The organism is Streptomyces sp. GL_148, assembly GCF_057834205.1.
This window is the reverse complement of sequence record NZ_CM174396.1, coordinates 3,873,563-3,891,577: the sequence shown is the minus strand read 5'-3', so window position 1 is coordinate 3,891,577 and position 18,015 is coordinate 3,873,563. Positions and strand designations below refer to the sequence as shown.

Genomic DNA, 18,015 nt, shown 5'->3' with positions numbered 1-18,015 from the left:
CCACCCCTGCTGTGTCATGCACGCCCGCGGCCCCGGATCGATCCTCCGATCCGGGGCCGCGGGCGTTGTCAGCCGCAGGTCAGCCGAGGGTGTACTGCTCGTCGCCGAACTCGGCGACGATCTTCAGTTTGCCGCCGAGCGCACGGACGTAGGCGGCGAGGGTCTCGACCTCGCTGCGCTCCAGCTCGCCGTTCTCGATCCGGGAGACGCGCGCTTGGGTGACCCCCATGGCTTCCGCGACCTGGACCTGGGTGGTGTGCTGCCGCTTGCGGACCTCCGCCAGCCGGTGGGCGCGCACGACGGAGATCATCTCCGCCGCCCCCCGGTCGATCTCCGCCTGCTCGGCGGGCGAGAAGGCGAACTCCTCGACGAGGTCGTCCCAGCGGGCAGCCTTGGCGCTGCGGTCGGGTGTCGGGCTCATGGGGTGTCCTCCTCCTGCAGTGTCACGTAATCCTGGTACGCCGCCTCGGCCAGTGGGATGGACCAGCGGTACCAACCTTGCCAGTCGCCGGCCTTGTCCCCGCCGACGAGGAAGACCGCCCGCCGCAGCGGGTCGAAGACGAACAGCAAACGCACCTCGGTCGCTCCGGCGGATCCGGGTCTGAGTTCCTTGAGGTTGGCCAGCCGGGACCCCTTTACGGTGTCCACGAGGGGGCGCCCCATGGCGGGGCCCTCCTGCCGCAGGGCCGTGATGGCCTTGCTGATCTGGATGAGCGTAAGCCGATCGCTCTGGCGCAGGGTGTGCAGCCATGAGAGAGCGGGTTCCACGACGATCACTTCCCAGTCCACGGACCTTCCCCCCGAGTATGACTCGTGCGGCATATTATGCAAGAGTTATATCGCGAGTGGGCCGCAGACGGCTGCCGACCGATGTGCGGGAATGGCGGGGCTGGGTGGTGACCCGGGGTCGGGCGGGTCGTTCTGGTCGGCATGAACAGTTATTTCGGTTACCGACGATTTCGAGGAGGCCGAGATGGCGGCGCGTACGAGCGTGCCCGCAGCGGAGACGTACCTGACACCGGCCGGGGCCGCCGAGCTGCTCGGTCTGTCCCGGCCCTTCGTGGCCCGCCTGCTGGACTCGGGTGATATTCCGTCGAGCCATCTGCCGGACAGTCGGCACCGCATCGTGCGGCTCGCCGACGTCCTTGCCTTTCAAGCTCGGCGGGCACGCCGCCGAGAAGGCCGCCGACGGATCGCCTCGGCCGCGGAAGACGCTGGACTGCCGTACTGAGCCGCGTGAGCGAGGGGGTCTCACGCGTGTCGTCCTGGACAGGCTTGGCAAGGCGGGGTTGACACGGTTCGCGGATCGGCTGGGGGAGACCGGTGACCCGTAGCCGCTCGGGGTCGTTGGGCCTGGCATGAACGCCATCAAGCGCAGCCTTGCCGCCCTCGTCCTGTCCGGAGGAGCGGCCCTCGCCCTCACCCCCGCCGTCGCGCACGCCGCCGACGAGCCCGCCGTCCAGGGGCCCCCGATCACCCAGCGCGTCGGCGAGATCGTCGACCACCCCGGGGGCGCCGTCAAGGACGCGAAGACGGCGGTGGAGATCACCGCCTCGGCCGCCGGGTCCGCCTCGAAGGCGACCGACGCCTCCCTCGGCGGAGCCGGGAACGCACTGTCGTCCGGGCTGCCGAAGGCGCCGAAGGTGGGTGCCTGAGCGACCGGGCGACTGGGCCGCCGGGCAACCGCGGGTCAGCCGTCGGTACGGGTGACCAGGACCAGCGGGACTTCGCGGCCGGCCGTCCGCGCGGCCGCGTCCCGGTAGGCCGCGTACGAGGGCATCGCGGCCACCACCACCGGCCACAGCCGCTCCGCCTCCGACGGGGTCGCGGGGCGGGCGAGCGCCGGGAAGGTCCCGGCGCCGACCTGGAGCGTGACGGCCGGGTCGGCGCTCAGATTCAGGTACCAGGCCGGGTGGCGCTCGGCTCCGGCATTGGACGCCGTGAGGACGTAGGAGTCCCCGTCGGCCACGTAGGCCAGCGCCGTGCGCCGCAGCACCCCGGAGCGGCGCCCCCGCGTGGTCAGCAGCAGATCGCGGATCCCGGGGCGCGGTACGCCGCCGGTCTCCTCGAAGCGGCGGATGTGGTCCGCCACCCAGGGGTTGGGGCTGTCTGTGGCGGAGGGGGCGGTGGGGGCGGGTGTGGCGCCGGTCATGCCCCCGTCACCCCCGCGTGCGCGCGGTGCACGGTCGGGGCGAGCACCTCGTCGAGGACGGCCCGGGCGAAGTCCGCGTGTGGGATCCGGGCCCCGGCGTCGGCGGGGGCGAAGGCATAGCCGTCCCCGGGCCCGTCCCCGCCCCCGGGCTCGCCGTCGGAGGTGAAGTCGCCGGACGGGCTCAGCACCGCCCAGTCCAGGCCCGCCGGCGCGGCCGCCCGCAGGGCCTCGGTGCCGGCGCCGTGGCCGACGTAGAACTCCCGCCACTCCTGCGGGTAGCCCGGGGTGTCCATCAGCAGCGTCCCGGACCGCGTGGGCAGGACGGACGCCAGCCCGACGGACACGAGCCGCCCCACCCCGGCCCCGCTCAGCCCCGCCGCCAGCGCGCGGGCGGCCGCCGGGAAGAACTCGCCCGGGACGGCCTCCATGTCGTACACCGCCGCCACCGCCGCGTCGTGCCCGGCGGCGAGCCGCGCCACGTCCGCCGCCGAGGTGACGTCCCCGTCGCGCCGCCCCGCCTCGGTGACCTCGTGCCCCCGCGCCCGCGCCTCGGCGACGACGGCCCGGCCCACGCGGCCGCCCGCACCGAAGACGATGAGCTTGAGCTTGATCTGTTCGTCGATCCGTCCGTTCCCCTGGTTCGTCATGTCCCGGACCCTAGGGGGAGGGCTGGTTACCGATCGGATACCGGCCTACCGTGTGGATCATGACGCAGAGGCCGCCGCTCACGCCCCCACCCCTCGACCCCGAGATGTTCGACCCCGTCTGCCCCTCGCCCCTGGTGCCGTTCCGGATCGGCGACAAGTGGGCCACGCTGATCCTGCGCTGCCTCCAGGACGGCCCCCGTCGCTTCTCGGAGCTCAAGGTCCCGCTGCGCGAGATCACCGCCAAGTCCCTCACCCAGTCCCTGCGCGGGCTGGAGCGGGACGGCTTCGTGGCGCGCACGGAGTACGAGACCCCGGCGCGCCGGGTCGAGTACGCCCTCACTCCGCTCGGCCGGGGACTGCTGGGCCCCTTGGACGCGGCGTGCGCGTGGACGCGGGAGCACTGGGACGAACTGCTCGACGCCCAGGAGGCAGGGGCGGCAGCGGCAGAGGCAGCAGAGGCGGCAGCGGCGGCAGGCCTCCCCCGGGCGAGCGGCTCGCGCTGATTTCGGGGCGGGCCCTCCCGGCGGGGTGGTCGTTGGGCAGGACATGATCCTCTGGTTGCTCAATCACCTCAGCACGTTCTTCCTCGGAGTCCTCCTCGTCGGCGGCTTCGTCGCCCTCGCCATCGGCGGCAGCCTGGCCGCGCGCCGCCGCTTCCCGCACCTCGCGAACGGCGACCACAACGAGATGGTCGGGGTGGCCCTCGGAATGTTCGGCGCGATCTACGGCATCATCCTGGCCTTCGTCGTCGTCACCCTGTGGACGCAGCTGGAGAACACCCAGACCATCGTCGCGACCGAGGCCACCGACCTGGCCCTGGTCGTCCGCAGCGCGGAGGTCTTCCCGCCGGCCGAACGCGCCCGCGTGGACCGGGCGGTGGACGACTACGTCCACGCCGTCGTCGAGATCCAGTGGCCCCTCATGCGCGAGGGCCGGCCCAGCTACGAGGCCACCGCCGGCCAGACGCACGCCCTGTACACGGCACTCCAGGCCTACGAGCCCTCCGGTCCCCGGAGCGAGACCTTCTACGGGGAGGCCGTCGGCCGCCTCAACGACGTGGCCGCGCAGCGCCGGGCGCGCGTGACGATGGCCGAGACCTCGCTGCCTCCGCTGCTCCAAGTGCTCGTGTACGGCGGTGCGCTGGTGATCCTCCCGCTCACCTTCCTCTTCGGACTGCGGAGCCTGAAGATGCAGCTCCTCTTCGTCTCGGCGGTGGCGGGACTGATCGGCTTCAGCCTGCTGCTGGTGCTGGCCCTCGACCGCCCCTTCGCCGGGGAACTGAGCGTGAGCCCGGCACCGTTCAAGGACGCGGCCCTGGCGCAGTTCTGGCGCTGAGGCGGCCGCTTGCGCTCAGCCCCAGCTGCGGGAGGAGAGCACGAGCTGGTAGCCGTCGGGGTCGGTGACGGTGACCCCGTAGGTGTCCCAGTACGGGTTGTGGGCGGGCGTACGGGTGCCGCCGTGCTCGACGAGCCGGGCCACGAGGGCCTCGTCGGGCTCCTTGCCCAGGTAGACGACGAAGAGGTCCTCGGCCGTGGGGGAGGGGGCCACCGGGTTCTCGGGGTCGTGGGTCAGCTCGAAGTGCCAGCCGCCCCCGAGGGGCCCGACCATCAACAGGTCGTGCTCCCCGGAGACCCGCTCGGTGGAGCGCCACTGCACGTCGAGCCCCAGCCCTTCCACGTAGAACCGCTCGGCGGCGGCGAGATCGAGGGAGGGCCGGGCTATCCGGATGTGCGCGTGTGAGTCGATCATGGAGGAGAGGGTACGGGCGGGCCGGGGCCGGAGCGTCAGGTGAGGGGACCGAGGTCGATGGCGTCCAGCCGGTCGGGATCGGTGAGCACGTCGATGGCGGTGATCCGGCCGCCGGTGACCGTGAAGGCCATCACCGACATCAGCCGGCCCTCGACCACGCACAGCACGCCGGCGGCCCCGTTGACGAGCACGGGGCGGACGAACGGGGCGAGGCCGCTGTAGAGGGCCGCCTGCGACCCCACGGTCCGGGCACCGGTCAGAACCACCGACTGGCCGGCGCGCACCGTGCCGCCGTCGGAACGCAGGACGACGTCGGGGTGGAGCAGGGCGAGGAGCGCGTCGAAGTCTCCGTCGCGGGTGGCCGCGAAGAACGCGCTGACGGCCTCGCGCTGCCGGGCCAGGTCCGGATCCGGCGCGTGCGCCTGCCCCTGGACGCGGCGCCGCGCACGGCTGGCGAGCTGCCGGGTGGCCGTCGGTGTCCTGTCGAGCATCAGGGCGATCTCGTCGAACGGCACGGAGAACATGTCGTGCAGGACGAACGCCAGCCGCTCCGCCGGAGCGAGGGATTCGAGCACCACGAGGAGAGCGAGCCCGACGGAATCGGCGAGGAGCACTTCGTGCTCGGGGTCGACCACCCCGCCCTCCCGGGCGAGGACCGGGTCGGGCATCCGGGGAGCGGCGTCGACCCCGCCCGTCCGGTCCAGCCGGTCGTCGAGGGAGTCCTCGCGGCGGGTCTCCCGGGCCCGCAGCCCGTTCAGGCACAGCCGGGCCACGACCGTCGTCAGCCACCCGCCGAGGTTCTCCACGTCACTGACGTCGCTACGGCTCAACCGCAGCCAGGCCTCCTGGACCGCGTCCTCGGCCTCACCGATCGACCCGAGCATCCGGTAGGCGACGGCCCGGAGATGGGAGCGGTGCTCCTCGAAGCGGAGGGCCAGCAGGTGCTGGCCATCGGCGTTCGCGTCCACGCCCGTATCCACACCCGTATCCACGCCCGTGTCCACGCCCATGTCCATGCTCGTACCCCCGTACTGAGTCCCCGACCGGTCGGCTCAGTAGATCATCCGGCCGCGCCGAAACCCCGTTACTTCCAGGGGTCTTCGGTCGGCGTGCAGCCCAGCGCGCGGAGCTGGTCGTCGGTCTCCTTGAGCGCCTGGATCCCCTCGCCGATCTCCGCCCAGCCGGTTGCGGCCGCCTCCTCGACCTTCTTCTTGTCCGTCGCCGACACGGAGAGGGCCGACGCGTTCAACACCCTGTCCGTGCCGTTGGAGAGGCTCTCGCGGGCCTTGGTCCAGGAGTCGTGGGTCTTCTGCTCGGGGATGTAGGCGACGTTGTACCCCCGTGCCTCCTCCAGTCGGGAGGACAGCGGGCCCAGGTCGATGATGAACTTGCCTTCCTCGTGCTCGGTCTGGGCGCTCCGCGCTGCGGAGATCAGTCCGTGCAGCAGCTTCTCGCCGCCGGTGTGGTACCACTGGATCACGGCCGGGCCGGGGTTCAGCGGCGCCGTGGCGCTGGGGGTCGGTGCGGTGAAGGTCGGCGCGGGCTTGAAGCTCACGTTCGTCTTCGGCGGCGTGACTTCGGGCTCGCCTGCGCATCCGGTGAGCAGGGCGGCGCCGATGGCGATGACGCCAATGACCGATACGAGCGGTAAGCGGACGCGCATGGTTCCCCCTGGGGAGTCTTCGGGTCGTGCTTCGGAGCGGGTTTCGGATCAGGCTTCGGATCAGTCCTTGCGCCCGGTCGCGGCGACGGTCACACCCAGACCGATCATCGCGAGCCCGCCGGCCCCACCCACGGCGGAGAGCCGCTGCGGCGACCGCGAGAACCAGCTGCGGGCGGTCGCGGCGACCATGCCCCAGGCGCTGTCGCAGACGACGGCGATGAGGTTGAACACGAGCCCGAGCAGCAGCATCTGGGCGGTGACGTGCCCCTGATCGCGGTCCACGAACTGCGGCAGCACGGCGGCGAAGAACACGATGGTCTTCGGATTGGCCACTCCGACGGCGAAGCCTTCCCACAGCGACCGCCAGTTCCCGTACTCGGCTGCGCCCGCCCCGAACTCCGCACGGAGTGAATGCCGCTGCCGGAAGGCCTTGATCCCCAGGTAGACGAGGTACGCGGCCCCCACGAGCTTGAGCCCGGTGAACACGAGCACGGACCGCTCCACGACGGACCCCACACCGAAGGCCACGCCGACGACGAGCACGTACGCCCCCAGCGTGTTCCCGGCCACCGTGATCAGCGCGGCCCGCCACCCCTGGGACAGTGCCCGCCCGATGACGAAGAGCACGCTCGGCCCGGGGATGAGGATCAGCAGCAACGACATGGCGGCGAACGCCAACAGCCGGTCAGTGGACACCATGCGGTTCATCGTTCCGGACGGGGGGCTGGGAGGGGAAGGGGATTTCCGGCGGGCGCATCATGAAGACGTCGATCGGGTCCTGGGCTTCCACGACGAATCCGTGACGCTCGTAGAGCCGACGGGCGGCACTGCCCTGCAAGACGTTCAGGCCCACGGTCATGCCCTGCGCGTCCGTCCGCTCCAGCACCGCCCGCAACACGGCGGATCCGAGCCCTCGGCCCTGATGGTGCGGAGCAAGGTAGAAGTGCTCCAGCCACAGCCTGCCCTCGGCGGGCCGGACCGTGACGCATCCCGCGAGCTCACTGTCGATCATGACGATCGACGTGTGCTGCGGCGAGAAGGAGTCCCGCAGCCGCTGCCGTACCCGGTGCTCGTCGTAGCGCCCGAGGCGTTCCAAGTCCCCACGCATGACCCCGGCCCGCAACTCCGCGATCACCTCGACGTCCGCCGCCACCGCAGAACGCAGCACCCACATCCCCTCTGCATCCATGGCCGGAGTATCTCAGTGCGCCTGCCGTGAACCGGCAGACGGGTGCCTTCCGTTGATCTATCGGGTTGCCGTCGCACGGCCCGGTCGGATAGGAACCTTGCATGCTAAAAGGCAACACGGTGGGGCTCAGGGCCCGGCACGAGGACGACATCCCGATCCTGCATGCCGGTCTCCACGACGACGTGGTCACCGCATCGAGGTCTACGGGCCACCCGTGGCGGCCGCTCATGGCCGGTTCGGAGGCGCTGCCGTTCGTGGTGGACGACAAGGAACAGGGCCACGTCCCGTTCTCCGTGGTGGACCTGGAGAGCGGCGCGCTGATCGGCACCGCGACGCTGTGGGGGATCGACAACCACAGCCGGGCCGCGCACGTCGGCCTCGGGCTGTTGCCGTCCGCCCGCGGCAAGGGCTACAGCACCGACGTGGTCGCGGTGCTCTGCCACTACGGCTTCGTCGTACGCGGCATGCACCGGCTGCAGATCGAGACGCTGGCGGACAACGCCCCGATGCTCCGCTCCGCAGAGCGCAACGGCTTCGTCCGCGAGGGCGTACTGCGTTCCTCGGCCTGGGTGATGGGCGAGTTCCTGGACGAGGTCCTGCTCGGCCTCCTCGTCGAGGACTGGGAGCCGAAGCGATAGGGCCTGCTGACAGGGGGCAAGCTCACTGGTGGCGGCGGTGGGGCTGCAGTCCGAAGAATGCTTGCTACGTCCGCCGCCCCCAGGACGCGAGGATCAGCAGCACGGCCGGCACCAGACCCAACAGGAACCCCGACGGTCCCAGGATCCACCCGGCCAGCACCACCCATCCCGCCACGACCCATCCCACGTAGCGCGGGACCTCCTGGCCGGTGCGGGCCATCCGCGACAGCAGCAGGCCCAGCAGAATCAGCGGCACCGCGAAGCCGCCCGGCAGCGCCCAGAACAGACGCACCGCCTCGGCGTGGGTGTCGGGGTCCGCGCCACGCAGCTCGCCCGACAGCCAGCCGCCCCACTGCGACCGGGACACGACGGCGAAGAGCGCGGTGTGGAGGACGCCGATGGACACGGAACTGCGGCCTGCCCACAGGGTCAGGGTGCGGGCGCGATCGCTGCCGCCCGCGGAACAAGTTTCGATACGCTCGGTTCCGATACTCATAGTTCCGTATGATGGGCCAATGCAGCCTCCGAAGCAACCCGCCGGCCGCCCGCGCGAGACCCGCGTGGACGCCGCAATCCGCGACGCGGTACGCGAGTTGGTGCCACGCGTGGGATACGCCGGCCTGACCATGGACGCCATCGCCGCCAAGGCGGGCATCGGTAAAGCGGCCATCTACCGCCGCCACACCTCACGCGGCGAACTCGTCTTCTCCGTACTCGTGCACGGGAGGAAATCGCAGCCCCTGCCCGACACCGGAACACTCGCCGGCGACCTCACAGCGCTCGCGAACCTGATCCTGGGGATCTTCTCCGACCCGGTGACCGCCGCAGCCACCCCCGGGCTGCTCGCGGACCTGCAGCAGCAGCCCGACATCGCCGCGCGGTTCCAGGAGACCTTCATCGCCGAAGAACGCGCACAGATCACCGAGTTGCTGGAACGCGCCCACCAGCGAGGCGAACTCACCACACCGCCAGACCCCGCCTTGGTGCACGCCGCCGTACTCGGCACCGCGTACGCCTGGCTGTTCCTCCTCGCCCAGCCACCCACCCCCGCCCTCGCATCGCGCATCGCCGCGCTCGCCGAAGCCGCCGCCCGGGGCAATTGACCGACCGGGGGAAGGGGTAGCCCGCAGCTCAGGCCCCGGTGACCCCGCCCACGAACGCGGCCCAGGTCCGGGGGGAGACCGCCAGCTCGGGGCTGGTGGTCAGCTTGGAGTCCCGGATGTGGACGGAGTCGGCGCAGCTCGCGACCTCTACGCAGTTGTCGCCCTCGCTGCCGCTGTACGTGGACTTGTGCCAGGAGAGGGCGACCTCGACGCAGCTGTCGCCGTCGCTGCTGCTGTAGCTGCTCTTGAACCACCGGAGCCGGGAGCTGTTCACAGGGATCCTCGCATTCGCATCAACAGGCCCGCACTGTCCGCAGGGTTGAGGGCCTGGATGCGAAGTTTGGCATACCGCTGGTGGAGGTCGCTGACGTCTTTCGGGTCGGAGATGACCCGGCCCGTCTTCTGCCCCTCGCTGTACCCCAGCCACTGGTGCTCCTGGGTTTCGAGGAGTTGGAAGGCGCCGCCTGGGCCCGCGTGTTCCAGGCTGACCGTAGGCATGATCTGCAGATCCACATTGGGCAGCCTCCCCGTCTCCAGCAGGTGGTCGATCAGCTCGCGCGTCACCTCCGGCCCGCCCGTCTGCCGTTCGATCACCGACTGCTCGATGATGAAGCTGAAGGCGACGTACGGGGTCTTGAGGAGCACCGCCTGCCGGGACAGCCGGAAGATGATGCGGGCCTCCACCTGTTCGGGTGTCGGCAGTGGTGGGACGTCTCGGATCTGGGCCCGGGCGTAGGCCTCCGTCTGTAACAGGCCTGGAATGGACCTGCACTCGTACGTGTTGAGGGCGACCGCGTCCTCCTCGAGCTCCGCCCACCGCCTGAACCACTTCGCCAGTCCCCGTCGCCTCGTCAGCTGCTTCGCGGCGATGCGGATGACGCCGAAGGCGTCCAGTACCTCCTCCACCTTCTCCACGAACCGCGTGGACGGGTGCCGCCGCCCCTGCTCCACCGACCCGATGTACTGCACGGAGTACCGGATCAGAGGGTGCAGTTGCTCCTGGGTCAGGCCGGCGCGCTTCCTGAAGGCCTTGACCATCTCGCCGAAGTTGCGCAGGTCGGCGTCCGGCTCGACCTCGTTGTCACCGCTGTCATCGACACTCGCCATGGAGGTCACCTCCCCGGCATCATGTTCACTGTCGGTGACCGAGACTGTCCAGAGCGCGAACTCGTACAGATGAAAAGTAGCGGTTCACTTGCTGGGGAACACCCCACCTCGCACGGGACTTTGCTCCCATGACCACACCTTCGGGCGCCGCCCAGACCCTCGCACGCACGTTCACTCAGCGTTTCAGTTCCACCCGGCTCGGCGCCCGCCTGGCGCGGCAGCTGGCGCTCGTCGAGCTGCACGACTGGGGCATCCCCGACCGCACCGGGCTCTCCGAGGACGCCGGGCTGCTCGTCGCCGAGCTCGCCGCCAACGCGGTGGCCCATGGCCGGGTCCCCGGGCGGGACTTCGAACTCCGGCTGAGTCTGCTCCCCGGGGCGCTGCGCATCGAGGTGTCCGACGCGCGCCGGGACCGCCGCCCGGCCGTCCGGCCGCACGAGTACGGGGCCGAGTCGGGCTACGGCATGCGCATCGTCGACGCCGTCGCCGCCGACTGGGGGGTCAGGGACCGGGTGGTCGGGAAGACGGTCTGGGCGGAGCTGACGGTTCGGGCCGGGGCCGGGGCCCCGGACCCGGCGCCCGTGTCGCAGACGGCCTATCAGGTCGTCCGGCACGCGTAGCGCGGCGCCGAGGGCGGTGGCGCTCACTGTTGGCGATGCGCCTCGCGGTGGTGCCGGGCGTCGGCGACGACCCAGATGACGAGCCGGCCGTCCTCGATCGTGTAGACCACGCGGTAGTCGCCGACGCGGAGGCGGCGGCGTGATGCGTGCCCGTGCAGGGCCCTGATGTCGAAGGCTGCCGAGTCCCCCGCCGCGAGGGCCCCCTCGAACTCGGCGAGTCGTTGCAGGATGTGCAGGGCGTCAGGGCGGGGGACCGAGAGCAGGTCGCGTTGTCCGTGCCGGGTGAGGCGGATGGTGTGGGTCATCTGTCAGCACTCTTCGTGACGGAGGACGGCGGCCATCTCCTCGAGCGTGGCGGACCCTGCGGACCCTGCGCGCTCGGATTCGTCGGCCCTTTCGTTCAGCCATGAGTCCTCGGCTTCGTCCGTGAGCCGGCGCAGCAGCCGGTACTCCTCGATGCCGATCACGACCGCCTCCTGCTTGCCGCCGCGCGTGATGACCGTGGGGACGCCTTCGCGGCACGCGCGGGCCATGGCGTCCGCCAGGTGGCTGCTCACTTCTTCCATGGACTCGATCACAGGCTCACTCATGCAGCGAATGTACCGAATGTGCCTGCGGGGCTCTCAGAGGTTCAGAGGTTCAGAGATTCAGAGGTACTGGCCGAACTCGTCCAGGATGCGCAGGATCGCGGGCTCCTCCTCCGAGGGGAGCTGGAGGACGACCTCCTCGATGCCCAGGTCGGCGTAGTGGGACATCTTGCCGGGGGTCGGCTGGACGGCGTACGGGACCACCTGGAGGGACTTGGGGTCGCGGCCCGCGGCCTCCCAGACCTGGCGCAGGGCCGGGAGGGACTCCGTCAGGCCGCCGCCGCCGATCGGGAGCCAGCCGTCGCTGTGGTCGGCGATGGCTGCGAACAGCTTCGGGCCGGCCTGGCCGCCGATCAGGGTGCGCGGGCCGTACAGGGGGACGCCCGGGGCGAGCTCGCGCGGGGTCTGGACCGGCTTGGGGTGGGCCGAGCTGGCCTGGACGGAGGAGAACTGGCCCACGTACGCCGTGGGGTGCGGGGACCACAGGGTCCGCATCAGGGCCATGCGGTCGCGGACCAGTTCGCGGCGGGTGCGCCACTCGACTCCGTGGTCGGCGGCCTCCTCCACGTTCCACCCGTAGCCGATGCCGAGGGTGACGCGGCCGCCGGACAGGTGGTCCAGCGTGGCGACCTGCTTCGCGAGGTCGATGGGGTCGTGCTGGGCGACGAGGGTGATGCCGGTGCCGAGGTGGAGCCGCTCGGTGACGGCGGAGGCCTGGCCGAGGGCGACGAAGGGGTCCAGGGTGCGGCCGTAGCGGTCGGGGAGCTCACCGCCCATGGGGGCCGGGGTGACGCGGCTGACCGGGATGTGGGTGTGCTCGGGGAGGTAGAGGCCGGAGAAGCCGCGTTCCTCCAGGGCTCGGGCGAGGGGTACGGGAGCGATGGTGCGGTCGGTGAGGAAGACGGTCGTGGCGATCCGCATGTGCGCTGACACCTCCGTGGTGTGGGGAGGGCCAAAGTACGGCTTCGCGCGTGCGGAGGGCAGGGGCGCGCGTCGGCCACGGCGCCCGGTCCTGGCCACGGCCGCGGCGGTCCGCCCGGGATCACCCCCGCGGGTACCGGGTCAGCCAGGTGGCCGAGGCCGCCGCGGGGCCGTGGAGGGCGGGGCCCTGGGTCATCTCCAGGGCGAAGTCGTCGGCGAGTTCCAGGACCGTGGCGCGGCCTTCGAGGCCGGCGAGCCAGGCCGCCGGGAGGGCCGTTTCGCCGTGCTGGGCGCCGAGCAGGGAGCCGCACAGGGTGCCGGTGGCCGCGGAGTCGCCGCCGTGGTTCACCGCGAGGCGCAGGCCGTGCGCCACGTTCTCGGCGACGAGGGCGCAGTACACCGCGATGGCGAGGACCTCCTCGGCGTGGCGGCCGTGGCCGGGGGAGCCGGGGGACAGGCCCTCGACCGTCTGCGGCGACGGGACCCCCGTGGTGACGGCGCCGAGCGCGCGCTGCAGGGCGTCCGTGACGGGCTGGTGGCCGGGGCGGACGCCGAGCAGGCCCAGTGCGCGCTGGACGGCGGAGTCGAGGGACTCGCCGCGGGTCAGGCCGTGGACGATGACGGCGTGGGCGCCGGCCGACAGGTAGGCGGTGGGGTGTCCGTGGCTCTGCGCGGCGCACTCGACGGCGAGTTGGAGGACCAGGGCCGGCTCCCAGCCGACCAGGAGCCCGAAGGGGGCGGAACGGGTGGCGGCGGCCGGATCCAGGGCGGTCGGGTTCTTCGGCTGGGCGAGCGTGCCGAGGACTCCGTCGGCGAAGCCGGTCAGGCAGGAGCGGTCGGGGGAGCGGCGGGCGTAGAGCCACTCCTCCTGCGCGAGCCAGCCGTTGTCCTCGCGGCGCTCGTCGGGGCCCCAGTCGTGCTGGGTGAGGGCCCAGCGGAGGTACGCGCGGTGCACGTCGGTCGGTGGGTGCCAGGCGCCGGTGTCGCGGCGCACGTGAGCCCGTATCAGGCCGTCCACGGTGAAGAGGCCGAGCTGGGTGGCGGCGGTGATCTCGGCGCGGGGGGCGGCCGCCGGTCCGGTGAGGCCCGCCGGGCCGTGGGCGGTGAGGAGTTCGGGGAGGGAGAGGGCGGCGACGGGTGCGCCGAGGGCGTCGCCGATGGCCGAGCCGAGGAGGGTTCCCCGGACGCGGCTACGGAAGTCCTGCTGCTCGGTGCGGCCCCAGAGGCCGGTGGTGACGGCGGCGCGGCCGCCGAGGGTGGCGCCGGCGGCGGGGCCCGTGGCGGGGCCGAGGCTGGTTCCGGTGGTTCCGGTGGTTCCGGTGGCTCCGCCAGTGGCTCCGCCGGTGGTTCCAGGTGCTGCCTGGAGGGGCTGGGCGGCCCCGGGCCTGCCCTGTTGCTCCCCGGACGTTTCCGTCGCCGTGTCCATTTCGATCCCCCCGGACTCCCGCGCGTGCTCTGGCGGGCACTGTAGTGGACAGTACCGATCGGGTCCGGAAGCAGTCGGTCATGCGGACGCCTGTGGACCGGGAACGGCTGAAATTCCGCCGCTCCCCTGCGGGGTGCGAAGCCCGATGTCCGGGCCCCCTGGGGCTCCGCCCCAGACCCCGCTCCTCAAACGCCGGAGGGGCTGGATATGGCTGACGCCGGCGAAAATCCAGCCCCTCCGGCGTTTGAGGAGCGGGGGTGCGGGGGCTGGCCCCCGGAACGGCGCCGCACGCGGCAACGGACTCTGCCCGGGGTGCGTTCCCGCGCCGGCCAGGTGGGTGGCACGTTTTGACAGTGGACTTACGCCCGGTCGATTTCGGCCATGCAGAGTTCACACTGCGTTATTCGCAGGCCAAGAGTCTCGGGGGCATGAAGAAGGCACTGCTCGCCGCGACCGTCGTCGCCTCCACGCTCACCGTCGCCATCGCCGCGGCCCCCGTCGCCTCCGCCTCCGGGTGGGACCTCTCCTGGGGCGGCCGGCACCACGGCAACGGCAACTCCTCCATCCCCTTCACCGAGGCCACCGTCACCGCCGGTGCCGACGGCGCGTACACCCTGAAGTGGAACGCCAAGGGCAGCACCAAGCACGTGGAGATCAAGGCGAACGGCAAGGTCGTCGCCCAGGGCGGAGCCCAGGGCGAGGCCGTGGTCAGCGGGCTGCCCGCCGCCGACCGGCAGTGGTTCGACTTCGAGCCCGAGCGCGGCGAGGGCCTGCGCCTGGCCGACCGGCTGATCAAGCTGGACGGCACCACCAACTTCCGTGACGCGGGCGGCTACCGCACCACGAACGGCCAGTGGGTCAAGATGGGCGAGATCTACCGTTCCGACGCCCTCAACAAGCTCACCGAGAACGACCTCGCCAAGCTCCAGCGCCTGCGCGTCAAGACGGTCTTCGACCTCCGCATGGAGAGCGAGCGCACCACGGACGTGGACAAGGTCCCGGCCGGCGCGAACTACGTCGTCGCCGACGTCTTCGCGGGCTCCGGCTCCTTCCAGACCATGCCCAAGACCCCCGACGAGGCCGTCAAGGCCATGATCGACGCCGAGAAGGTCATGGTCAGCGGGGAGGGCGGGAAGAAGGCCTACACGCAGGTCTTTGAAGGCATCGAGCGCGACCGCGACCGCAACCGCGACCGCAACCGCGACCGCAACCGCTCCGTCCTGTTCCACTGCACCGCGGGCAAGGACCGTACGGGCTGGGCGAACGCCTCCCTGCTGACCGCCCTCGGAGTGCCGAGCGAGACCGTGATGGCCGACTACCTGGCCAGCAACGACTACCGCAAGGCCGCCAACGAGGCGATCCTCTCGCACCTGCCGGCCTCGCACGCCGCCGTCTACAAGCCGCTGCTGGACGTGCGCCCCGAATACCTCAACGCCGGGTACGACGAGGTCACCGCCACGTACGGCACCTTCGACAACTACCTCAAGACCGGCCTCGGCATCGACGGCCACGAGCTGAAGCAGCTGAAGAAGGACCTTCTCGTCGGCTGATCAGCCCGACCCCGACCCCGACCCCGACCCCGCGCATGCGCACGCGTGCGCGGGGTCGGTCCGCGTCAGTCCAGGACCGGCAGCAGCTCCGGCAGGTGGCCGTCCGAGGCGCGGGCCGCCGCCTGGCGTTCCTCCGGGACCTCCCCGTAGAGGGTCGTACGGGCCTTCGCGGGCCGGCCGGCCGCCTCGGCGACGGCGATCAGGTCCTGGACCGACTTGTACGAGCCGTAGCTGGAGCCGGCCATCCGGGAGATGGTCTCCTCCATCAGGGTCCCGCCCAGGTCGTTGGCGCCCGAGCGCAGCATCTCGGCCGCGCCCTCCGAGCCCAGCTTCACCCAGCTGGTCTGGATGTTGGTGATGTGCGGGTGGAGCAGGATCCGGGCCATGGCCGTCACCGCGCGGTTGTCGCGAACCGTCGGGCCGGGGCGGGCGATGCCCGCCAGGTAGACGGGGGCGTTGGTGTGGATGAAGGGCAGCGTCACGAACTCCGTGAAGCCCTCGACACCCTTCGCGTGCGCGTCCTGCTGCATGCGGGCCAGCGTGCGGAAGTGGCCCAGCCAGTGCCGGGGCTGGTCCACGTGGCCGTACATCATGGTGGAGGAGGAGCGGATGCCCAGTTCGTGGGCGGTGGAGACCACGTCGATCCAGTCCGCCGTAGGCAGCTTGCCCTTGGTGAGGACCCAGCGGACCTCGTCGTCCAGGATCTCCGCCGCCGTGCCCGGGATCGAGTCGAGGCCGGCCTCCTTGGCCGCCGTCAGCCAGTCCCGTACCGACATCCCCGTGCGCGTCGCGCCGTTGACGACCTCCATCGGGGAGAAGGCGTGCACGTGCATGCCGGGCACGCGCTCCTTCACCGCCCGCGCGATGTCGAAGTAGGCCGTGCCGGGCAGGTCCGGGTGGATGCCGCCCTGCATGCAGACCTCGACCGCGCCCACGTCCCAGGCCTGGGCGGCCCGGTCGGCGACCTGGTCGAGCGAGAGGGTGTACGCGTCCGCGTCCGTGCGGCGCTGCGCGAAGGCGCAGAAGCGGCAGCCGGTGTAACAGACGTTGGTGAAGTTGATGTTGCGGGTCACGATGTACGTGACGTCCTCGCCCACCACCGACTTGCGCAGGTCGTCCGCGATCCGGCAGAGGGCGTCCAGCGCCGGGCCGTCCGCGTGCAGCAGGGCGAGCGCCTGCTCGTCGGTGAGCTTCGTCGGGTCGTCGGCGGCCTGCGCGAGCGCCGCCCGTACGTCGGTGTCGATGCGCTCGGGATCGGGGACCATGCCGGGGGCCGCGGCCTCGCGCAGGGCCTCCCAGTTGCCGTAGACCTCGTCGAAGTCGTCGCGCCGGTCGCCGGTACGGCCCTGCGTGTCGATGGTGGTGTGCAGGTCGGTGCGGCCGTAGGCGGTGAAGGCCTCGTCCGGCTCCTGCCACGGCCGGCCCTCGACCTTCGCGGCCTCGTCCGCGAGCCCGGTCTGCGCATCGGCCAGGGCGCGTACGTGCGGCAGCAGGCGCGGGTCCAGCCAGGGCTCGCCGCGCTGGAGGAACTCCGGGTAGATGGTGAGCCGTTCGCGGAGCTCGAAGCCGGCGGCCGCGGTGCGCTCGGCGAGCTCCTCGATGTGCGGCCAGGGGCGCTCGGGGTTCACGTGGTCGGGGGTCAGCGGGGAGACCCCGCCCCAGTCGTCGATGCCGGCGCCGATGAGCAGCGCGTACTCGGAGTCCACCAGGTTCGGCGGGGCCTGGATGCGGGCGCTGGGGCCGAGGATGTGGCGGGCCACGGCGATGGCCGCCGCGAGCTCCTCCAGCTCCGCGTCGGGCATGCCGCGCATGGCCGTGTCCGGCTTGGCCCGGAAGTTCTGGACGATGACTTCCTGGATGCCGTGGTAGCTGCGCTGGATGCGGCGCAGCTCGAAGAAGGCGTCCGCGCGCTCCTCGTAGGATTCGCCGATGCCGATCAGCACCCCGGTGGTGAAGGGCACGTTGGAGCGGCCCGCGTCTTCGAGGACGCGCAGCCGCACGGCCGGGTCCTTGTCGGGGGAGCCGTGGTGGGGGCCGCCGGGCTCGGACCACAGCCGGGTGGCGGTCGTCTCCAGCATCATCCCCATCGAGGGGGCGACGGGCTTGAGCCGCTGGAGATCCGACCAGCTCAGGACGCCGGGGTTGAGGTGGGGGAGGAGACCCGTCTCCTCCAGGACGCGGATGGCCATGGCGCGCACGTAGGCGAGGGTGTCGTCGTAGCCGTGCGCGTCGAGCCACTCGCGGGCCTCGGGCCAGCGGTCCTCGGGCCGGTCGCCGAGCGTGAACAGGGCCTCCTTGCAGCCCATGGCCGCGCCCTGGCGGGCTATGTCGAGGACCTCGTCGGGGGAGAGGTACATGCCGTGGCCCTCGCGGCGGAGCTTGCCCGGGACCGTGACGAAGGTGCAGTAGTGGCACTTGTCGCGGCACAGGCGGGTGAGGGGGATGAACACCTTGCGCGAGTACGTGATGACGCCGGGCCGGCCGGCGGCTTCGAGTCCGGAGTCCCGCACCCGGGCGGCGGACGCGGCGAGGTCCTTCAGGGCCTCGCCGCGCGCCTGCAGGAGTACGGTCGCCTCGGTCGCGTCGAGCGCGACGCCGTCGCGGGCGCGGCGGAGCGCGCGGCGCATCGAGTTCTCGGTCGGAGCGTCACTCGGAGTGGTCAT

Annotated in this window: 25 protein-coding genes; 8 read left to right on the top strand and 17 right to left on the bottom strand. The window is 71.7% G+C overall.

What is annotated here, in order from left to right; translation table 11 throughout:
- Positions 1-79: 79 nt before the first annotated feature.
- Together AC3IYI_RS17800 and AC3IYI_RS17795 are read right to left on the bottom strand one after the other, a co-directional pair.
- Positions 80-421 carry a helix-turn-helix domain-containing protein gene (locus tag AC3IYI_RS17800; protein ID WP_382756828.1) on the bottom strand — a complete coding sequence of 114 codons (342 nt, stop codon included), beginning with the start codon at positions 419-421 and terminating at the stop codon, positions 80-82.
- Complete coding sequence (locus tag AC3IYI_RS17795; RefSeq protein WP_489411109.1) at positions 418-789, bottom strand: type II toxin-antitoxin system RelE/ParE family toxin; 372 nt, start codon at positions 787-789, stop codon at positions 418-420. The genes AC3IYI_RS17800 and AC3IYI_RS17795 overlap by 4 nt, the downstream gene beginning before the upstream one ends.
- 184 nt (positions 790-973) lie before the next feature.
- Here AC3IYI_RS17795 and AC3IYI_RS17790 point away from each other — a divergent pair, with 184 nt between their 5' ends.
- Positions 974-1,231, top strand: coding sequence for a helix-turn-helix domain-containing protein (locus tag AC3IYI_RS17790; RefSeq protein ID WP_489411108.1), 258 nt, complete (start codon positions 974-976; stop codon positions 1,229-1,231).
- Between the two features lie 127 nt (positions 1,232-1,358).
- Entirely contained in the window at positions 1,359-1,655 is a 297-nt protein-coding gene (locus tag AC3IYI_RS17785; protein WP_489411107.1) for a hypothetical protein, read from the top strand.
- 35 nt (positions 1,656-1,690) lie between these two features.
- On the opposite strand, the gene AC3IYI_RS17780 is transcribed toward AC3IYI_RS17785, so the two are convergent.
- Together AC3IYI_RS17780 and AC3IYI_RS17775 are read right to left on the bottom strand one after the other, a co-directional pair.
- Positions 1,691-2,152, bottom strand: a complete 462-nt coding sequence (locus AC3IYI_RS17780; protein WP_489411106.1) for a nitroreductase/quinone reductase family protein — start codon at positions 2,150-2,152, stop codon at positions 1,691-1,693.
- Positions 2,149-2,799 carry an NAD(P)-dependent oxidoreductase gene (locus AC3IYI_RS17775; RefSeq protein WP_489411105.1) on the bottom strand — a complete coding sequence of 217 codons (651 nt, stop codon included), beginning with the start codon at positions 2,797-2,799 and terminating at the stop codon, positions 2,149-2,151. Before AC3IYI_RS17775 ends, AC3IYI_RS17780 begins: the two co-directional genes overlap by 4 nt.
- Before the next feature lie 59 nt (positions 2,800-2,858).
- Between AC3IYI_RS17775 and AC3IYI_RS17770 the strand changes: the two genes are divergently transcribed.
- Together AC3IYI_RS17770 and AC3IYI_RS17765 are read left to right on the top strand one after the other, a co-directional pair.
- Positions 2,859-3,302: a winged helix-turn-helix transcriptional regulator gene (locus AC3IYI_RS17770; RefSeq protein ID WP_489411104.1), complete on the top strand. Its 444-nt coding sequence runs from the start codon at positions 2,859-2,861 to the stop codon at positions 3,300-3,302.
- 43 nt (positions 3,303-3,345) lie between these two features.
- On the top strand, positions 3,346-4,134 hold the full coding sequence (locus tag AC3IYI_RS17765) for a bestrophin-like domain (RefSeq protein WP_489411103.1): 789 nt from the start codon (positions 3,346-3,348) through the stop codon (positions 4,132-4,134).
- 15 nt (positions 4,135-4,149) lie between these two features.
- Here the strand turns inward: AC3IYI_RS17765 and AC3IYI_RS17760 are convergent, their stop codons facing one another.
- From AC3IYI_RS17760 to AC3IYI_RS17740, 5 genes are all read right to left on the bottom strand, one after another.
- Positions 4,150-4,548, bottom strand: a complete 399-nt coding sequence (locus AC3IYI_RS17760; protein ID WP_489411102.1) for a VOC family protein — start codon at positions 4,546-4,548, stop codon at positions 4,150-4,152.
- 35 nt (positions 4,549-4,583) lie between these two features.
- Positions 4,584-5,558: a sigma-70 family RNA polymerase sigma factor gene (locus AC3IYI_RS17755; RefSeq protein ID WP_489411101.1), complete on the bottom strand. Its 975-nt coding sequence runs from the start codon at positions 5,556-5,558 to the stop codon at positions 4,584-4,586.
- 74 nt (positions 5,559-5,632) lie between these two features.
- Positions 5,633-6,211, bottom strand: coding sequence for a hypothetical protein (locus AC3IYI_RS17750; protein WP_489411100.1), 579 nt, complete (start codon positions 6,209-6,211; stop codon positions 5,633-5,635).
- Positions 6,212-6,271: 60 nt separating this feature from the next.
- Complete coding sequence (locus tag AC3IYI_RS17745; RefSeq protein ID WP_489411099.1) at positions 6,272-6,910, bottom strand: LysE family translocator; 639 nt, start codon at positions 6,908-6,910, stop codon at positions 6,272-6,274.
- On the bottom strand, positions 6,897-7,400 hold the full coding sequence (locus tag AC3IYI_RS17740; protein WP_489411098.1) for a GNAT family N-acetyltransferase: 504 nt from the start codon (positions 7,398-7,400) through the stop codon (positions 6,897-6,899). The genes AC3IYI_RS17745 and AC3IYI_RS17740 overlap by 14 nt, the downstream gene beginning before the upstream one ends.
- Before the next feature lie 101 nt (positions 7,401-7,501).
- On the opposite strand from AC3IYI_RS17740, the gene AC3IYI_RS17735 reads away from it, so the two are divergent.
- Positions 7,502-8,038 carry a GNAT family N-acetyltransferase gene (locus tag AC3IYI_RS17735; protein WP_489411097.1) on the top strand — a complete coding sequence of 179 codons (537 nt, stop codon included), beginning with the start codon at positions 7,502-7,504 and terminating at the stop codon, positions 8,036-8,038.
- A gap of 64 nt (positions 8,039-8,102) precedes the next feature.
- On the opposite strand, the gene AC3IYI_RS17730 is transcribed toward AC3IYI_RS17735, so the two are convergent.
- The gene (locus tag AC3IYI_RS17730; protein WP_489411096.1) at positions 8,103-8,534 is read right to left on the bottom strand and encodes a DUF6463 family protein; all 432 of its coding nucleotides are present in this window, start codon (positions 8,532-8,534) and stop codon (positions 8,103-8,105) included.
- A gap of 19 nt (positions 8,535-8,553) precedes the next feature.
- Between AC3IYI_RS17730 and AC3IYI_RS17725 the strand changes: the two genes are divergently transcribed.
- A complete protein-coding gene (locus AC3IYI_RS17725; RefSeq protein ID WP_489411095.1) occupies positions 8,554-9,141 on the top strand; it encodes a TetR-like C-terminal domain-containing protein in 588 nt (195 codons plus the stop codon).
- A 28-nt stretch (positions 9,142-9,169) separates the two neighbouring features.
- Here AC3IYI_RS17725 and AC3IYI_RS17720 read toward each other — a convergent pair whose 3' ends face one another.
- Positions 9,170-9,415 carry a DUF397 domain-containing protein gene (locus tag AC3IYI_RS17720; RefSeq protein ID WP_489411094.1) on the bottom strand — a complete coding sequence of 82 codons (246 nt, stop codon included), beginning with the start codon at positions 9,413-9,415 and terminating at the stop codon, positions 9,170-9,172.
- Positions 9,412-10,248, bottom strand: a complete 837-nt coding sequence (locus AC3IYI_RS17715; protein WP_489411093.1) for a helix-turn-helix domain-containing protein — start codon at positions 10,246-10,248, stop codon at positions 9,412-9,414. The genes AC3IYI_RS17720 and AC3IYI_RS17715 overlap by 4 nt, the downstream gene beginning before the upstream one ends.
- Before the next feature lie 128 nt (positions 10,249-10,376).
- On the opposite strand from AC3IYI_RS17715, the gene AC3IYI_RS17710 reads away from it, so the two are divergent.
- Entirely contained in the window at positions 10,377-10,868 is a 492-nt protein-coding gene (locus tag AC3IYI_RS17710) for an ATP-binding protein (RefSeq protein WP_489411092.1), read from the top strand.
- 23 nt (positions 10,869-10,891) lie between these two features.
- On the opposite strand, the gene AC3IYI_RS17705 is transcribed toward AC3IYI_RS17710, so the two are convergent.
- The 4 genes from AC3IYI_RS17705 to AC3IYI_RS17690 all read right to left on the bottom strand — a co-directional run bounded on the left by AC3IYI_RS17705 (position 10,892) and on the right by AC3IYI_RS17690 (position 13,802).
- Complete coding sequence (locus AC3IYI_RS17705) at positions 10,892-11,173, bottom strand: type II toxin-antitoxin system RelE family toxin (RefSeq protein WP_489411091.1); 282 nt, start codon at positions 11,171-11,173, stop codon at positions 10,892-10,894.
- 3 nt (positions 11,174-11,176) lie between these two features.
- Positions 11,177-11,458, bottom strand: coding sequence for a type II toxin-antitoxin system Phd/YefM family antitoxin (locus AC3IYI_RS17700; protein WP_489411090.1), 282 nt, complete (start codon positions 11,456-11,458; stop codon positions 11,177-11,179).
- A 57-nt stretch (positions 11,459-11,515) separates the two neighbouring features.
- Positions 11,516-12,376: a TIGR03619 family F420-dependent LLM class oxidoreductase gene (locus tag AC3IYI_RS17695; RefSeq protein WP_489411089.1), complete on the bottom strand. Its 861-nt coding sequence runs from the start codon at positions 12,374-12,376 to the stop codon at positions 11,516-11,518.
- Between the two features lie 121 nt (positions 12,377-12,497).
- A complete protein-coding gene (locus tag AC3IYI_RS17690; protein WP_489411088.1) occupies positions 12,498-13,802 on the bottom strand; it encodes an ADP-ribosylglycohydrolase family protein in 1,305 nt (434 codons plus the stop codon).
- Positions 13,803-14,230: 428 nt separating this feature from the next.
- On the opposite strand from AC3IYI_RS17690, the gene AC3IYI_RS17685 reads away from it, so the two are divergent.
- The gene (locus AC3IYI_RS17685) at positions 14,231-15,352 is read left to right on the top strand and encodes a tyrosine-protein phosphatase (RefSeq protein WP_489411087.1); all 1,122 of its coding nucleotides are present in this window, start codon (positions 14,231-14,233) and stop codon (positions 15,350-15,352) included.
- A 65-nt stretch (positions 15,353-15,417) separates the two neighbouring features.
- Here AC3IYI_RS17685 and AC3IYI_RS17680 read toward each other — a convergent pair whose 3' ends face one another.
- The gene (locus AC3IYI_RS17680; protein ID WP_489411086.1) at positions 15,418-18,015 is read right to left on the bottom strand and encodes a bifunctional FO biosynthesis protein CofGH; all 2,598 of its coding nucleotides are present in this window, start codon (positions 18,013-18,015) and stop codon (positions 15,418-15,420) included.

Coding starts and splice junctions, on each gene's coding strand:
- AC3IYI_RS17800 (WP_382756828.1), bottom strand. CDS start 421: ATGAGCCCGACACCCGACCGCAGCGCCAAGGCTGCCCGCTGGGACGAC.
- AC3IYI_RS17790 (WP_489411108.1), top strand. CDS start 974: ATGGCGGCGCGTACGAGCGTGCCCGCAGCGGAGACGTACCTGACACCG.
- AC3IYI_RS17785 (WP_489411107.1), top strand. CDS start 1,359: ATGAACGCCATCAAGCGCAGCCTTGCCGCCCTCGTCCTGTCCGGAGGA.
- AC3IYI_RS17780 (WP_489411106.1), bottom strand. CDS start 2,152: ATGACCGGCGCCACACCCGCCCCCACCGCCCCCTCCGCCACAGACAGC.
- AC3IYI_RS17775 (WP_489411105.1), bottom strand. CDS start 2,799: ATGACGAACCAGGGGAACGGACGGATCGACGAACAGATCAAGCTCAAG.
- AC3IYI_RS17770 (WP_489411104.1), top strand. CDS start 2,859: ATGACGCAGAGGCCGCCGCTCACGCCCCCACCCCTCGACCCCGAGATG.
- AC3IYI_RS17765 (WP_489411103.1), top strand. CDS start 3,346: ATGATCCTCTGGTTGCTCAATCACCTCAGCACGTTCTTCCTCGGAGTC.
- AC3IYI_RS17760 (WP_489411102.1), bottom strand. CDS start 4,548: ATGATCGACTCACACGCGCACATCCGGATAGCCCGGCCCTCCCTCGAT.
- AC3IYI_RS17755 (WP_489411101.1), bottom strand. CDS start 5,558: ATGGGCGTGGACACGGGCGTGGATACGGGTGTGGATACGGGCGTGGAC.
- AC3IYI_RS17750 (WP_489411100.1), bottom strand. CDS start 6,211: ATGCGCGTCCGCTTACCGCTCGTATCGGTCATTGGCGTCATCGCCATC.
- AC3IYI_RS17745 (WP_489411099.1), bottom strand. CDS start 6,910: ATGGTGTCCACTGACCGGCTGTTGGCGTTCGCCGCCATGTCGTTGCTG.
- AC3IYI_RS17740 (WP_489411098.1), bottom strand. CDS start 7,400: ATGGATGCAGAGGGGATGTGGGTGCTGCGTTCTGCGGTGGCGGCGGAC.
- AC3IYI_RS17735 (WP_489411097.1), top strand. CDS start 7,502: ATGCTAAAAGGCAACACGGTGGGGCTCAGGGCCCGGCACGAGGACGAC.
- AC3IYI_RS17730 (WP_489411096.1), bottom strand. CDS start 8,534: ATGAGTATCGGAACCGAGCGTATCGAAACTTGTTCCGCGGGCGGCAGC.
- AC3IYI_RS17725 (WP_489411095.1), top strand. CDS start 8,554: ATGCAGCCTCCGAAGCAACCCGCCGGCCGCCCGCGCGAGACCCGCGTG.
- AC3IYI_RS17715 (WP_489411093.1), bottom strand. CDS start 10,248: ATGGCGAGTGTCGATGACAGCGGTGACAACGAGGTCGAGCCGGACGCC.
- AC3IYI_RS17710 (WP_489411092.1), top strand. CDS start 10,377: ATGACCACACCTTCGGGCGCCGCCCAGACCCTCGCACGCACGTTCACT.
- AC3IYI_RS17705 (WP_489411091.1), bottom strand. CDS start 11,173: ATGACCCACACCATCCGCCTCACCCGGCACGGACAACGCGACCTGCTC.
- AC3IYI_RS17700 (WP_489411090.1), bottom strand. CDS start 11,458: ATGAGTGAGCCTGTGATCGAGTCCATGGAAGAAGTGAGCAGCCACCTG.
- AC3IYI_RS17695 (WP_489411089.1), bottom strand. CDS start 12,376: ATGCGGATCGCCACGACCGTCTTCCTCACCGACCGCACCATCGCTCCC.
- AC3IYI_RS17690 (WP_489411088.1), bottom strand. CDS start 13,802: ATGGACACGGCGACGGAAACGTCCGGGGAGCAACAGGGCAGGCCCGGG.
- AC3IYI_RS17685 (WP_489411087.1), top strand. CDS start 14,231: ATGAAGAAGGCACTGCTCGCCGCGACCGTCGTCGCCTCCACGCTCACC.
- AC3IYI_RS17680 (WP_489411086.1), bottom strand. CDS start 18,015: ATGACCACTCCGAGTGACGCTCCGACCGAGAACTCGATGCGCCGCGCG.